General features: G+C 31.3%; 15 protein-coding genes. 10 read left to right on the top strand and 5 right to left on the bottom strand.

Translation table 11 applies throughout. The features are described from left to right. Positions 1-29: 29 nt before the first annotated feature. From RM697_RS12600 to RM697_RS12630, 7 genes are all read left to right on the top strand, one after another. Positions 30-2,192, top strand: coding sequence for an OstA-like protein (locus tag RM697_RS12600; RefSeq protein WP_311428259.1), 2,163 nt, complete (start codon positions 30-32; stop codon positions 2,190-2,192). Positions 2,193-2,253: 61 nt separating this feature from the next. Continuing rightward, positions 2,254-3,375 carry an aspartate aminotransferase family protein gene (locus RM697_RS12605; protein WP_311428324.1) on the top strand — a complete coding sequence of 374 codons (1,122 nt, stop codon included), beginning with the start codon at positions 2,254-2,256 and terminating at the stop codon, positions 3,373-3,375. A gap of 173 nt (positions 3,376-3,548) precedes the next feature. After that, positions 3,549-4,961, top strand: a complete 1,413-nt coding sequence (locus tag RM697_RS12610) for a tetratricopeptide repeat protein (protein WP_311428260.1) — start codon at positions 3,549-3,551, stop codon at positions 4,959-4,961. Between the two features lie 36 nt (positions 4,962-4,997). Beyond that, positions 4,998-5,966: a DUF368 domain-containing protein gene (locus tag RM697_RS12615; RefSeq protein WP_311428261.1), complete on the top strand. Its 969-nt coding sequence runs from the start codon at positions 4,998-5,000 to the stop codon at positions 5,964-5,966. Further along, positions 5,966-6,985 carry a DUF368 domain-containing protein gene (locus tag RM697_RS12620; protein ID WP_311428262.1) on the top strand — a complete coding sequence of 340 codons (1,020 nt, stop codon included), beginning with the start codon at positions 5,966-5,968 and terminating at the stop codon, positions 6,983-6,985. Before RM697_RS12615 ends, RM697_RS12620 begins: the two co-directional genes overlap by 1 nt. Next, positions 6,954-7,715, top strand: a complete 762-nt coding sequence (locus RM697_RS12625) for a shikimate dehydrogenase family protein (protein ID WP_311428263.1) — start codon at positions 6,954-6,956, stop codon at positions 7,713-7,715. Before RM697_RS12620 ends, RM697_RS12625 begins: the two co-directional genes overlap by 32 nt. A gap of 81 nt (positions 7,716-7,796) precedes the next feature. Further along, on the top strand, positions 7,797-9,860 hold the full coding sequence (locus RM697_RS12630; protein WP_311428264.1) for a DUF349 domain-containing protein: 2,064 nt from the start codon (positions 7,797-7,799) through the stop codon (positions 9,858-9,860). Between the two features lie 240 nt (positions 9,861-10,100). Here RM697_RS12630 and mazG read toward each other — a convergent pair whose 3' ends face one another. The 4 genes from mazG to ruvX form a co-directional block, all read right to left on the bottom strand. Beyond that, positions 10,101-10,874 (bottom strand): nucleoside triphosphate pyrophosphohydrolase, encoded by a 774-nt coding sequence (gene mazG, locus RM697_RS12635; RefSeq protein WP_311428265.1) that lies wholly within the window; start codon positions 10,872-10,874, stop codon positions 10,101-10,103. 130 nt (positions 10,875-11,004) lie between these two features. Beyond that, a complete protein-coding gene (locus tag RM697_RS12640) occupies positions 11,005-11,424 on the bottom strand; it encodes a DUF5606 family protein (protein WP_311428266.1) in 420 nt (139 codons plus the stop codon). Between the two features lie 57 nt (positions 11,425-11,481). Beyond that, positions 11,482-12,072: a peptide deformylase gene (def, locus tag RM697_RS12645; protein WP_311428267.1), complete on the bottom strand. Its 591-nt coding sequence runs from the start codon at positions 12,070-12,072 to the stop codon at positions 11,482-11,484. Between the two features lie 35 nt (positions 12,073-12,107). Next, positions 12,108-12,521, bottom strand: a complete 414-nt coding sequence (gene ruvX / locus RM697_RS12650) for a Holliday junction resolvase RuvX (protein WP_311428268.1) — start codon at positions 12,519-12,521, stop codon at positions 12,108-12,110. Between the two features lie 349 nt (positions 12,522-12,870). On the opposite strand from ruvX, the gene RM697_RS12655 reads away from it, so the two are divergent. Together RM697_RS12655 and RM697_RS12660 are read left to right on the top strand one after the other, a co-directional pair. Continuing rightward, entirely contained in the window at positions 12,871-13,686 is an 816-nt protein-coding gene (locus tag RM697_RS12655; RefSeq protein ID WP_311428269.1) for a 2,3,4,5-tetrahydropyridine-2,6-dicarboxylate N-succinyltransferase, read from the top strand. 160 nt (positions 13,687-13,846) lie between these two features. Then, positions 13,847-14,032, top strand: coding sequence for a hypothetical protein (locus tag RM697_RS12660; RefSeq protein WP_311428270.1), 186 nt, complete (start codon positions 13,847-13,849; stop codon positions 14,030-14,032). A 4-nt stretch (positions 14,033-14,036) separates the two neighbouring features. On the opposite strand, the gene RM697_RS12665 is transcribed toward RM697_RS12660, so the two are convergent. Beyond that, on the bottom strand, positions 14,037-14,804 hold the full coding sequence (locus tag RM697_RS12665; protein ID WP_311428271.1) for a lipopolysaccharide kinase InaA family protein: 768 nt from the start codon (positions 14,802-14,804) through the stop codon (positions 14,037-14,039). A 58-nt stretch (positions 14,805-14,862) separates the two neighbouring features. Here RM697_RS12665 and RM697_RS12670 point away from each other — a divergent pair, with 58 nt between their 5' ends. Beyond that, the gene (locus RM697_RS12670) at positions 14,863-15,918 is read left to right on the top strand and encodes a glycosyltransferase family 9 protein (protein ID WP_311428272.1); all 1,056 of its coding nucleotides are present in this window, start codon (positions 14,863-14,865) and stop codon (positions 15,916-15,918) included.

A 15,918-nucleotide genomic window follows, 5' to 3' on the forward strand; every position in this document is an offset into this window, starting at 1 on the left:
TAGTTATTTTTGAATGTAATTACAATAATTTGAAGCGTTTTACCTATGTTTTACTGCTAACAATTTGTTGCTCATTTATCTATCAAATAAATGCACAACAAAAACGCATATACATTAAATACTCAGGTTTTGCTAAATCTTCAGACAATGGTGTTCAAGAATTTATAAGAGATGATACTCAGCAAATTCATTTTATACATGAAGGTATAGATATGTATTGCGATAAAGCTATCTATTACCAAACCGAAGATTTTGTTGAAGCCTATGGTAATGTTAGTATGAAACAAGGTGACACTATTAACATGACCTCTAAATATGTTGAATATAGTGGTATAACGCAACTGGCCTTTGCAAGAGGTAACGTTGTTTTAAGAGAGCCACAATCTACACTTACAACAGATACGCTTTGGATGGACAGAGCTAAGCAACAAGCCTTTTATAAATCTAAAGGAAAAGTAGTGAGAGATAGTTCTGGTACTATAACAAGCCAAATTGGTCGTTATTACATGGATCGATCAAAGTATCAATTTGTAAAAGATGTAAAATTAGTAAATCCAGAATATACCATAGATACAAATCAACTCGATTTTTACACCGAAACTGGTCATGCCTACTTGTTTGGTCCTTCTACTATTGTAAGTGAAACGAGTACCATTTATTGTGAACGCGGTTTTTACAACACCAATGATGATACAGGTTACTTTGTTAAAAAATCTAAGATTAACTATGATAATAGAATTGTAGAAGGTGATAGCATGTATTTTGATAGAAATCGGAGTTTTGCCTCAGCAACCAATAATATTAAAGTAACAGATACCATAAATAGAAGTATCATCACTGGTCATTATGCTGAAGTATTTAGAGAAAAGGATTCTGTCTACATCACAAAACGTGCATTAGCGATTACTGTACAAGAAAACGATTCGCTATATATTCATGGAGATAAACTTATGATTACAGGAAAACCTGAGCATAGAATTACTAGAGCTTATTATGGTGTTAAGCTTTATAAAAGTGATTTAGCAGGTAAATGCGATTCTATACATGCAGACCATAAAACTGGTTTAACTCAACTCATTAATATAGAACGTTTTGGTACTAGTGATCCGTTTAGTACCAAACGAAAACCAATTCTATGGAATCTAGGTAATCAAATGACTGGAGATTCTATTCATTTAATATCTAATGTAGAGAAAGAACAGTTAGACTCTTTAAAAGTTTTTAATAATGCTTTTTTAATTAGTAAAGATACTATAGGAGATTCGGACGGTTTCAATCAGATTAAAGGACAGCGACTTATTGGTTTATTTAGAGACAATGAGCTTTATAACGTTGATATTATTAAGAATGCAGAAAAAATTTATTATTCAAGAAATGATGACAATGAATTAGTAGGTATTAATAAATCTAAATCCGGAAGTATAAATATTCAAATTGAAGACAATACCATTACCATCATTAGTTTACTAAAACAAATTGATGGTGATATTTTTCCTGAATCTGAATTTCCAAAAAACGCAAGACAATTTAGAGGTTTTGATTGGAGAGATGAAGAAAGACCTAAAAGTGTCGAAGATCTTTTTAGAGGTGAACCACCTTTAAAGCTCCCTGTTATAAAAGGGCTTGACGAATATGTACCTCAAGCAGAATTCTTTGACGATGAACTCATGGCACGTATGGAATTATCTAAGAAAAAAGTGTTTATTGAAAAATATAGTAAGGAAAATCAAACTTTTGAAAAACCAACAAAAATAAAGACCAGAGAAATTAGTAAAAATTTACTGAAAGAAATTGATAATTTCAAACATAAAGTTTGGCAAAAGTATGATGTTAAATTAATTCAAACTCAAATAAAAGCACCTGATAACATTTCAGTGGATTATCTAATCAAAAGAAAAGGTGAAAGAGATTTTGGATATATCGGACAAAACACTAATGAAATTGAAGGTAATTATAAATTTACTGTATGGCTAAAAGGAAAAGGTAGTGTCCTTATCAATTTACAAGAAGGTGCAGGTGATTATACAAGATATAATTTCACATCAGTTAAGCTTTCTAACACATGGCAAGAATATGCTGTAGAAGGTAAAAAAGATTCAGATAATAATCCTCTTAGGATAACAATTTCAAATATTGATAATAATGAGGAAATTTATATTTGGGAACCGAAACTTGTTAAAATAAAACAATAAATCCTTGTCTAAAAACGACTTCTTTTCATACCAAGCTCAGACTACACCTCATCCACTAGTGATGGAAGTTTCTTATGCTGAAGGAAGTTATATCTATGATAAAAATAATAAAGCCTATCTCGATTTTGTTGCTGGAGTATCAGCCTGTAGTCTAGGACATAGACACCCTAAAGTCATTAAAGCCATAGAGCATCAACTCAGCAGATATTTACATGTTATGGTTTATGGCGAATATATACAAGAGCCAGCAGTAAAACTCACAAAATTATTATCTCAATATTTACCAGAGACTATTGATATGACTTACCTAACCAATTCTGGAACTGAAGCCATTGATGGTGCTATTAAATTAGCAAAACGTATTACTGGTAAAAGCGAGATTATAGCAGCACATCATGCCTATCATGGTAATACAATTGGAGCTTTGAGCATCATGGGTTATGAGGAACGAAAGCAAGTGTTTAGACCATTAATGCCAGATGTAAATTTTATTTCATTTAATAGCTTAGAAGATTTGGGAGAAATTACTGACCAAACAGCTGCTGTGATATTAGAGACTATTCAAGGTGGTGCTGGCTTTATTGAACCAACAAATAATTATTTAAAAAAGGTTCAAGAACGTTGTAATAGTGTTGGTGCTTTATTTATTCTTGATGAAATTCAACCAGGAATAGGACGAACAGGTAAACTCTTTGGTTTTGAACATTACAGTTGCATACCAGATATAGTTGTTACAGGTAAAGGTCTTGGTGGTGGAATGCCAATAGGAGCATTTTCAGCCTCTAAAGATCATATGATGCTTTTGAGTGATAAACCAAAATTAGGGCACATCACTACATTTGGAGGACATCCTATTATTGCTTCAGCTGCTTTGGCCACTTTAGAAGAAATAACATCATCCAATTTAATTGAAGAAACTCTTAGAAAAGAAAGATTAATCCGAAAGCATTTATCCCATTCATTAATTAAAGAAATAAGAGGTAAGGGGTTAATGTTAGCTGCATTAACAAATTCTGCAGAAATTACGTCTAAAGTAATTTTAAAAGCTCAAGACCAAGGACTAATTCTTTTTTGGCTTCTATTTGAACCAAAAGCTATACGAATAACTCCACCTTTGACGATATCAGATGAAGAAATCATTAAAGGTTGCGCAATAATAACTTCAATTTTAGATTCATTTTAATTGAATTTTAACTTTATATAAATATTTTTATATAACTGTTTTACAATGTTTTAATACTAAACTGTATTTTGATTACAATTCTGTTAATTACTTTGTTAAAAACAATAACCTTCGAAAGCTAAATTCCTACGATTGAACTGTAAATTTATTTCATCAAACCCTAACAACCACTTATGGAGTTTAGTCAAGGCGACGACAACCAAAATTATTCCTTATCTAAATTTGAATCTATGCTAAAGACCAATAGTGTCTTATTCTTCGATTCAAATGAATTTGAAAACATCATTCATCACTACCTAGAAAACGGTAAAATAGCTTTAGCCAAAAAGGCCATTAAATTAGGATTGGAGCAACATCCAAGCTCAGTTAATCTTCAATTATTCCTAATTGAAATATATGTCATAGAAAATAAGTTTGATGAAGCTAACCAACTGTTAGATAAACTCTATGATATGGAACCATCTAATGAAGAAATCTACATTCAAAAAGCAAATGTTTTATCTAAACAAGATGAGCACAAAAAAGCCATTACAAGTTTAGAAATAGCCTTAGATATTAGTAAAACTCCAGAAAATGATTCTGATCTCTATTCTCTCATTGGCATGGAATATTTATTCTTAGACCAATTTGATAAAGCAAGAGAAAGTTTTGAAAAGTGTTTAAAGCTAGATCACACAGATTATTCAGCGTTGTACAACATCATTTATTGTTTTGACTTTATGGACAAAAACAAAGATGCTATAGATTTCTTAAGTCATTATTTAGATGATAATCCTTATTGCGAAGTCGCATGGCATCAATTGGGTAAACAATATTTTGCAATGAAGTCTTATAAAAAAGCTTTAGCTGCTTTTGATTTTGCCATAATATCTGATGATTCATTTATTGGTGCTTACTTGGAAAAAGGAAAAGTATTAGAAAAACAAAAACGTTATTTAGAAGCTATAGAGAATTATAAAATAACGTTAGCTTTAGACGAGCCAACTTCTTTTGCTCTTCTAAGAATGGGTTACTGCTTTGAAAAATTAGGAGAAAATGACACAGCACTTCAATTCTTCACAAAAACTGTTCATGAAGATCCATTATTAGACAAAGGCTGGATAGCAATTACTAAATTTTACTCAAAAAAGAAGAATTATCAAAAGGCATTATATTTTATAAATAAAGCCATAAATATAGATAGTGAGAATGTGGTGTATTGGAAACTTTACGGACACATTAATCATCAACTATCTTTTTATGAAGAAGCTGAGCATGGTTACAAACGCACTTTAGAACTTGGCAACTATGAGATTGATACTTGGTTGTGCAGAGCAGATATTCTAATAAAATTAGGAGAATTTGAAGCATCAACACAAACGTTGTTACAAGCAGCTGAATTTTACCCTGAAAATGAAGAGGTAGAATATAGACTGGCTGGTTTGTATTTTATGCAAAATGAATCTACCAAAGGACGTTATCATTTAAAAAATGCTACCAAAATAAATCGTGATTATTATTTTATTATTGAAGAGCTATTTCCTAGCCTTGCCAATCATGGTATTTTAACACAGAATTTAATAGCAACAAAAAAGGCTTCAAACTAAAATTCCATACCTTTACGTCTTTCTTAATACAACCTAATGCAAAGACGTTTTCTAGATTATTTAACCATTAGCTTTAAAGGAATTGCTATGGGAGCAGCAGACGTAGTTCCTGGTGTATCTGGTGGTACAATTGCCTTTATTTCTGGTATATACGAAGAACTTATAGAAAGTATTGATAATATTAATGTTGGTGTATTTAAAACTTGGAAAACCAAAGGCTTTAAGGTTGCATGGAATTCTGTAAATGGTAACTTTTTATTAGCCTTATTTTTAGGTATTGCTATTAGTATCTTTTCTTTGGCAAAATCCATTAAATGGCTACTAGCTAATGAACCTATTTTGTTATGGTCATTTTTCTTTGGTTTAGTTCTAGCCAGTATTTGGTTTATTGGCAAACAAATTAAAAACTGGAATGTTATATTAATCCTTGCTCTAATTGCAACCTCCATTGCATCTTACTTTATTACTAAAACAGAACCTTTTGCATCTCCAGACAGCTTACTTTATTTATTATTTTGTGGATTCTTAGCCATTATTGCTATGATTTTACCTGGAGTCTCTGGTGCTTTTATACTTTTAATTTTAGGCGCTTACACTACTGCGATAGATACAGTTGACGATTTACGTGAAGGCATTTCGTCACTAAATTTTGAATTACTTAAAGATGCATTTATCCGTTTATTAATGCTTGGTTTAGGAGCTATACTTGGTTTAAAAGTGTTTTCTAAACTGTTGAATTGGATGTTTAAAAACAAGAAAAACCTCACGTTAGCTATTTTAACAGGTTTCATGATCGGTTCTTTAAATAAAATTTGGCCATGGAAAAACGTTTTATCCTACAGAGCAAATTCGCATGGAGAGCAAGTACCTTTATTAGAAGAAAGTATTTCACCTTTGTCATTTGTTGGAGATAATCAATTAACAATGGCTATTGTTTTGATGGTTATTGGTATACTATCTATTATTATATTAGAATTTTTAGGGAAGAAAAAAACATCATCATAGTGGAGCCAACTAAAACTTTTAAAGACAAAATATTATTAATCTTCAAGGGTTTAGCAATGGGAGCTGCTAACAAAGTTCCCGGTGTCTCTGGTGGTGTTGTGGCATTTGTTGCAGGTTTTTACGAAGAGTTTATATTCTCATTACAACGTGTAAACGGTAAAGCATTAAAGCTCTTACTGAAAGGTCAATTTAATAGCTTTTACAAGTATATTAATGGCAAATTTATAGTACTATTATTCTTAGGAATGATTGTTAGTTATTTTAGTGTATCTAAAATACTAGATTATCTTATTAAGCATTACGAACTCTATGTATGGAGTTTATTCTTCGGAATGATAATCGGTTCCATATACTACATCAATAAAGGTTTTAAATCTTGGAATATTAGTACAATTATATTTTTATTTATTGGTGCTGCAATTGGTTTAAGTATTAGCTTTTTAGATCCAGCAAAGCAAAATGACAATTTATGGTTTGTCTTTTTCTGTGGAATTATTAGTGTTTCTGGGATGACACTTCCAGGTTTTTCAGGATCGTTTATTCTTATTCTTTTGGGTAATTACGTATTGCTTTTAGTAGATTCAGTAAATGCTCTCTATGATACCATTGCTGATATTTTCTCTGGTGATTTTGATTTTACAAACAATCCTGTTAGACTAAGAATGTTAAAAGTTCTAGGAGTTTTTACTTTAGGCTCAGTCACTGGTTTAGTAACTTTTTCTCATGTACTTAACTACATCCTTAAGCATTATAAAAATGTAACCATGTCTACAATTATTGGCTTTATCATTGGTTCACTTGGTGTTGTTTGGCCTTGGAAAAAAACCATATATAAAACCTTAGAAGATGGCAGTTATATGTTAGACTCTAGAGGCGAACAAGTTGTTGAAAATTATACAAGATTTATTCCTCAACTTAATTCAGAAACCTATTGGGCAGTTTTATATATATTTATCGGCATCTTAATTGTTTTAGGATTAGAATGGTATGGACAAAAAAACAGAGCACATAACAACTAAATTAGGTTTATTAGGAAAAAATATTTCCTATTCTTTCTCTAGAGCTTATTTCGCAGAAAAATTTGAATTAGAAAACTTGCCGTTTGTTTATGAAAATTATGATTTAAAATCACTTAAAAAATTTGATAAAGTTTTAAAAAAAGAAACATTATTAAAAGGTTTAAACGTAACCATTCCTTATAAAGAAGATATTATTCCATATTTAGATAAGATTAGTAAAACAGCAAAAAAAATTGGAGCAGTTAATACTATTAAATTCACTAAATCCGGAAAATTAAAAGGCTACAATACAGACTGGTATGGTTTTAAAAAATCGTTAAAACCATATTTAAAGACAGCGCACAAAAAAGCGCTTATTTTAGGAACAGGTGGAGCATCTAAGGCAATTGCTTTTGCTTTAAAAGATCTCAATATTTCGTATAGTTTTGTATCAAGAGAAAGTAGTAAGAACACAGATTATACTTACGCTGATCTTAATGAAACTATAATTAAAACACATCATATTATCATTAACTGCACACCTTTAGGAACACATCCAAATATTAATTCGTGTCCAGATATTCCTTATGATTATCTTACTAAAGATCACCTTATTTATGATCTTATTTACAACCCAGAGCAAACTAAATTTCTTCAATGTGCTGAGCTTAAAGGTGCTACAACAATTAACGGTTTAAAAATGCTAGAATTGCAAGCAGAACGTTCTTGGAAAATCTGGAACCTAGTTTAAAATAAGTCTTTATAAGGGCTTTCTTTTGTATTTCTGCTTTCTGTTAGTATATTTAGCTCCTTATATATAAAACATTGTAAAATGTCAGAGCAAGATAACCTGCAAAATGCAGATGGAGAAAAAGACACTAAAGTTATAAAAGACCAAGAGGTACAGTTACAAACAGAATCAGACACTACTTCAGTAGATAAAGAAGCTGAACAAGCTCCTGAAGCTGACGAACAAACTACTTCTGAAAAAAGCGAAACATCGCTAGAAGCTGAGCCTTTAGAAGAAATCAAAACTGAAGACAAGACCAAAGAGGTTGGAGTATCTAACATTGATGATACTAACACATCTAATGATAATGCAGAGGATCATGTTGAAGAAATTGAAGCTGCCAATGCTGAAGATGCCGAAGATGAATCTAATGCTGAGCGCCATAAATTAGAAGATAAAGACTATCATGCCATGAGTATGGAGCAGTTAGTAGATGAGTTTGAAGGCTTAATTAAATATCAAAAAATTCAGACCATAAAATCTCATGTAGATGAAATTAAATCCGAATTTCATTCTAAATACAACGCACTTTTAGATGAAAAGAAAGAAGAGTTTGTAAATGATGGTGGCAATCCTATAGATTTTTACTACACTAACGATTCACAGAAACGTTTCAATAAAACATACAGAGACTATAGAGCAACACTCAATACTTACTATAAAGACAGAGAAAATGCCTTAAAATCTAATCTTCAAAATCGATTAGAAATCATTGAAGAAATTAAAGGACTACTCAATGTTGAAGAAAATATTAATACAACCTACAAGCATTTTAAAGAGCTACAAGATAAATGGCGAGAAGCAGGACCAATTCCAAGAGATAAATACAATAATGCTTGGAATACTTACCATCATCATGTAGAACGTTTTTATGATTTCTTGCACCTTAATCGCGATTTACGTGATATGGATTTTAAGCATAATTTAGAAAAGAAGCTTAAAATAATTGATAGAGCCGAAGAACTTGCTGCAGACGATAATATTAATAGATCATTTAGAGAGCTACAAGTGCTTCATAAATTATGGAAAGAAGAATTAGGACCTGTAGCTAAAGAACATCGTGAGGAAATTTGGGAACGTTTTAGCACTGCCACAAAGACAATTCATGATAAACGTCAGATATATTATGCAGATTTAGATAAAGCTTACGAAGGTAATCTTGTAAAAAAAGAAGAGATTATTGAAGCAATTAAAACCATTGCAGAGGATAAAGGAAATTCACATCAAAACTGGCAGAATAAGATAAAAAAGGTAGAAGCCTTGCGCCAAGATTTCTTTAATGCAGGCAAAGTGCCAATAAAGGTTAACGAAGCCACATGGTCTAAATTTAAAGATGCTGTACGATCATTTAATCGAAATAAAAATGCTTTTTATAAAGGATTAAAAAAGGAACAGTACGACAATCTTCAAAAGAAATTAGAGCTGATAAAAATTGCCGAAGACAATAAGGATAATGAAGATTTTGATACAGCAACACCTTTAATGAAAAAAATTCAAGGTGATTGGAAAAAAATTGGGCACGTACCAAGAAAAGACTCTGATAAAATCTGGAAACGCTTTAAAAGTGCCTGTAATCATTATTTTGATAAGTTACATGCCGAACGTAAAGCTGTTGATAAAGAATTTTATGACAATCTAGAAAAGAAAGAAGCTTTATTAGGTGAACTAAAAGCTTTTGATCTAACAGAAAAACCTGAAAGTGATATAGCATCCTTAAAAGAGCATATAACTAATTGGAAAGCTATTGGTAAAGTGCCTTATAATAAACGATTTATAGATGGTAAATTTTATAAAACCATCGATGGTTTATTTGATAAACTAAAAATGGATAAAGCAAAAGTTGAGATGATAAAGTTTGAAAACAAACTTGAAAGTCTCAATAATCCTGACGATACCAGAAAATTAGATAACGAACGTAATTTTATTAGAAAAAAAATAGATGAGATTTCATCAGAGATTAATCAGCTTGAAAACAACCTTCAGTTCTTCTCTAATGTTGACGATAAAAACCCTTTAGTAAAAGACGTTCATAAAAATATTAATAAACACAAAGCAAGTTTAGATATTTGGAAAGATAAGCTCAGAAAAATAAAAGAACTCTACTAAAAATTTCTGTTTTCAATAGATTTTTTTATGAGTATTTTGAACTTTAATTTAATAATAAACCCAATATGAAATTCATATTGGGTTTATTCCTAACTAAACTAAATTTTAACCTTAATCATAACCGCTTAAAATACAATTAAGATTATCTACTTACGATTAAGAAACTTTTTGTAGAAAAGTTTCTATCTATTTTATATACGTATAATTAAAAGCGTTTGGACGTCTAATAAAATAAAATATTTAAACCTTTTTTGCTTCCTCCCAAAACACATCCATTTCAGCCAAACTCATATCTCTTAAAGCTTTATTATTAGCTTTGGCTTTTTCCTCTAAGTACTGAAATCTTTTTATAAATTTTTTGTTAGTACGTTCTAGAGCATTCTCAGGATTAACACCAAGAAAACGTGCATAATTAATCATAGAGAACAAAACGTCTCCAAACTCAGCTTCAATTTCATCTTGGTTGTTTTGAGATACTTCATGCTGTAATTCTGAGAGTTCTTCTTGTAGTTTTTCAAAGACTTGTTCTGGTTGTTCCCAATCAAAACCAACACCTGCAACTTTGTCTTGTATACGATTGGCTTTCACCATTGCTGGTAAACTTTTAGGCACACCTTCTAATACACTCTTTTTACCTTCTTTTAGTTTTAACTCCTCCCAATTTCGTTTTACGTCTTCTTCATCATCTACTTTTACATTGCCATAAATATGAGGATGCCTATCTACCAATTTATCACATATACTATGACACACATCTGCAATATCAAAATCATCAGTTTCACTACCAATTTTGGCATAAAAAACAATGTGTAATAACACATCACCTAGTTCTTTTTTAACCTCGTCTAAATCTTTATCTAAAATAGCATCACCCAACTCGTAGACCTCTTCTATGGTAAGGTGTCTTAAGGACTCCATAGTTTGCTTTCTATCCCAAGGACAACCTGCTCTAAGCTCATCCATAATAGTTAATAAACGATCAAATGCTTGTAATTGCGAAGCTCTGTTTGCCATAAAAATTATTTAGAAAACTAAAGTACAAACAATAGAAATCTTAGCATCTTATAAAAGACATTTTATATTCACAATATGTAAACAATAAATGGCTTGTAAAGGTGCTGAATAGCAAAAAAACTTTAATTGTTTATTCTTCTTCGTCTGAAGTTGTTTCTTCTTTTAAAGTGCTAAGAAGATCATTGGCTTGAAGTGTATTGTACCATTGCACTACTTTCTTAATATCTGAGACGTATACACGATCTTCATCATAGTCTGGTAATACATTAAAAAAGTATTCTTCTAAAACATCTTTACCATCTTTATGACTGATTGATGTTTTTTCACCCTTTTCTTTAGCTTCAATTTTTGAAAGAACCTCTCTTAGAGGCACCTCTTCAGTGAGTGTATAAATTGCAATTTCACTGAGAATACTCACATTACTATGCACACCAACAGTAAGTCTTTTCTTATCTATTAACGATTCTACCACTGCTCCTGTTCTAGTTTGAGCTACAATTTTAAATAATCCAGGCTTTCCTGAAATTGATAAAATTTTATCTAAGGTCATTGCTTTTATATTTTTAAGATGGCAAATTTAGAGAATACTCTAAAAAAACAAACAGAATTAACGTTTCTTTTTCATAGCTGGAAAACGCATTTTATAATCGATTCGTATTTTCCCTTTAGAAATGTTACTCAATTTACCTTTTATGAGTCGTTTTTTAAAGGACGATAATTTATCTGTAAACAAAATGCCTTCTATATGATCGTATTCATGCTGGATAACTCTTGCAATTAAACCATCAAACTCTTCAGTATGCGTTTCAAAATTTTCGTCTTGATATTGTATTTTAATTTTAGGTTGTCTAAAGACATCTTCTCTAACATCGGGAATACTTAAACAGCCTTCATTAAAAGCCCATTCATCACCTTCTTCTTCTAAAATTTGAGCATTAATAAACACTCTCTTAAAATCTTTAAGTGCTTTTTGCTCATCATCAGAAAGCGTTTCGTCTTCAGCAAAAGGAGAGGTGTCAACCAAAAAAATACGAATTGCCAAACCTACTTGCGGAGCTGCCAAACCAACGCCAAAAGCACCATACATAGTCTCTTGCATATTCTCTAAGAGCTCTGATAGTTTAGGGTAATCTTTATCTATCTCAACTGCTTTTTTTCTAAGAACAGGATCACCATAAGCAATAATCGGTAAAATCATAATGTGTTATTTTCGGTTGCAAAAATACAACCTTATCACGATTTAGAGTAGAGATAACTCTGTAAAATTATGGTTGCACTAATTTCATCTACCAAGTTTTTATCTCTTCTTTTTTTCTTTGATAAACCACTATCTATCATAGTCTGAAATGCCATTTTTGAAGTAAAGCGCTCATCGACTCTTGCAATATTTATTTTAGGAAGTGTCTTTGAAAGTTTTCTTATAAATTTTTGAATATCCTGCTCTACATCTGAAGCTTCATTATGGAGACGTTTAGGTTCACCAATGATAATCGTCTCTAAAGATTCTTTCTTTGAATAATCAGCAATAAAAGCTAACAAATCTGAGGTAGACACTGTGGTAAGACCAGAAGCAATGATCTGAAGCTCATCAGTAATTGCTAATCCTGTACGCTTAGTTCCATAATCTATTGCCATTAGTCTTGCCATTGTACAAAGGTACTACTAAAAAACTCTTCTTTAAAAAAAGAAGAGTTTGTTAATTAGCTATTAATTAGATCCATGATTTTACCCTCTATAATATCAATTTTTCTAACTTGTAAGTTTAGACACACTAATTATTAATGGGTCACAAAAAAACTCTCCTCTGGGGAAAAAAGGAGAGTTGTATAAATAATTAGCTATTAATTATTCGAAATCTGCAAAAACCCTCTTGCAAAGTGATTTGCTTCATTCAACTAATAAGACACTACCTTTTTTTAAAAGTCACAAAAATTTAATTTTCTTTAATGTTATTGATTTAATCAGAACAAATATCTTTGTGCTTTAAAACATAACCATGACAGAATTAAGGAATATTATTGAAGCGGCCTGGAACGATAGGTCTCTTTTAACTGACCAAACTACTATAACAGCAATACGAGAGGTCATTGATTTGTTAGATAGTGGCTCACTTCGCGTTGCAGAACCATCAGCCAATGGATGGCAGGTAAACGAATGGGTTAAAAAAGCTGTGGTACTCTATTTTCCGATTCAGAAAATGGAAACATTTGAAGTAGGTATTTTTGAATACCATGATAAAATTCCATTAAAGCGTGGTTATGCAGAGAGAGGCATTAGAGTAGTACCTCATGCTATTGCACGTCATGGTGCATATGTATCTAAAGGTGTTATAATGATGCCAAGCTATGTTAACATTGGTGCTTATGTAGATGCTGGCACCATGGTAGATACTTGGGCAACAGTTGGCAGTTGTGCTCAAATTGGCAAAGATGTACACCTCTCTGGAGGCGTTGGTATTGGTGGTGTTTTAGAACCTCTACAAGCTGCTCCTGTAATTATAGAAGATAACGCCTTTATTGGCTCTAGAAGTATTGTGGTTGAAGGTGTACGCGTAGAAAAAGAAGCTGTACTTGGTGCTAATGTAGTGCTTACTGCATCAACTAAAATTATTGATGTAACAGGAAGTGAACCAGTTGAAATGAAAGGTATTGTACCCTCACGCTCAGTAGTAATTCCTGGTAGTTATAAAAAAGAATTTCCTGCTGGTGAGTTTAATGTATCTTGTGCTTTAATCATAGGACAACGTAAAGAAAGTACAGATAAAAAGACATCGCTAAACGATGCCTTAAGAGAATATAATGTCGCTGTTTAATTAATGAAATGTCTCATAAAAGAAAAGGCCAACTAACCTCAGATCCTGAATGGAGAAAACATCTAAGAAAAATTGGGAAACGTTTTTTTGGAAAAGAGAGCGTTTGGCTGAGAAGAAAATGATTGATAAAGATTTAAAAGTGAGAGAAAATTAAGCTTTTATGAAAAAGAGAAAAACACCTAGCTTATTTCTAATGGTAATTGCTATTATTATTGGTAGTGGTATTTATAGGGAATTTGACTTTGAACAATTAACCTTTGAGAAACCTGCACTTGTTGTCGTGTATAGTATTGTCTTTTTAGCCTGTATTATAATGATGTTTCTTGAGCCTAAGACTAAAGAGTAATAACTCAACTCCCAAACTTCATTTTCCTACCAGAACGTCGTAACTTTTTAGCATCTACTTTGCATTGAAAATCTCTACTGTGCTTTAGCATTAATGCATGTGTTTCTTTGTAGGTTTTATCGTAAAGCTTAGCATAGGTGGCTGACATTATTTTTATCATGGTTTTAGACAACCACAAGCGTCTAAAGTTATGCATGCGTTTGTTAAAGTCTAAAGATTCAAATGTCATTCTATTTAAATCAATTAGATAGAAGTCATAATTACCTTCGCCTTTATCCACAATTAAAGTATTACCTGGAGAATGATCTAAAAAGTTGATATTATTTTCGTGAAGCTTAAAAGTGAACGCTGTAAACTGCTCTAAAATTGTATTCCTATTTGGAAATTTTGGTTGATGAATTAAAACTCTAAAATCAAAATCGTAATTAACTTGTAAACTCACATAGTAGCCATCTTGTAATCCAAGCGCATTAGTACGATCAAAATAAGCGATAGGAAATGGTGTAAGAATATCTTTTTCTAACAATAAATTTGCATACTCAAATGAACGTTTAGCTTTTGATTTTCTGATGTATTTATACACAAAAGCATTAAACAGATTTGGTTTTTTAAACTGCTTAACATTAAGCTCTACACCTTCTAATTCTACTTTTTTAATGCTATTTCTAGAACCTTTCAGAACATACGTGCCAGAAGCATCAAACTGATCTAAATACGCTAAGATAGATTCCTCTAAGTGTTTATATTTAGGATGAAGCTTTATTTTATGCATATATGTTTTAAAAAGTATAGAAAATATAATACTTTGCGAATATACTTCTAACTACCAAATGAAAAAAATACTTGTCATTCAAAACAAACGTATTGGTGACGTTTTACTAGCTTCTTTAATAGCCGAAAATATAAAATTGGTATATCCAGAATCGACCATAGAATTTATGGTTTATGATTACACTGCTGGTGTTATTGAAAACCATCCTTTAATTGATAAGATCATTTTAATAAAAGAAAAGGAACTAAAGAAAATTCCAAACCTCATTAAAACAGCTTTACAAATTAGAAAGGCTAAATACGATATTATCCTTGATCCTTATGCAAAATTTCAGAGTCGAATAATGTGTTTACTATCTGGTGCTCCTCAAAGAATTGGTTACAAAAAAAAAGACAAAAATCCACCATTAAAATTTTATACTCATAATGTTAGTTTTCTAAAAGAGAAAAGTCATCCTTGTGGTAAATCCTTAGAGGATAGAGTACATTTAGTAACCTCTGTTTATCCAATTGACCAACCTGTTTATGTTCCTAAAATTTATTTAACAGAAACTGAGCAGCAGTATTCTAAACTACAGAGTTATGATAAACCAGTAATTATGTTTGGAATTTTAGGGAGCACGCCTCAAAAATCCATGCCATACAAGTACATTACTGAGCTTATTGACTTTGTTACTGTAACGTTTGATGTTTATGCTTTATTTAATTATTCTCCACATCAAAAGGATGATGCTAAATCTATCTATGAAGCCTGTAAACACAAGGATCGTATTATATTTGATATCTACGAAGACAATATAAGAGGTTTTATAACGCTTATGAACAAATGCAAACTACTTATTGCTAATGAAGGTGGAACAGTACATATTGCTAAGGCTTTAGATAAACCAACATTTACAATTTTTTCACCTTATGTTCTAAAAGAGCATTGGGCGAGTTTTGAAGATGGTAAAATGCATACATCTGTGCATTTATTAGATGAAAAACCAGATTTATTTTCAACAGATAGAGATGCTAGAAAAAAAATAGAGGAAGATCCTAGCTTCTTATACAACCAGTTATCACCAGAGTTAATAATTCCTAAATTAAACAACTTTTTAAAACAACATTTTTAA

It is taken from the genome of Microcosmobacter mediterraneus (assembly GCF_031846265.1).
GTDB lineage: Bacteria > Bacteroidota > Bacteroidia > Flavobacteriales > Flavobacteriaceae > Microcosmobacter > Microcosmobacter mediterraneus.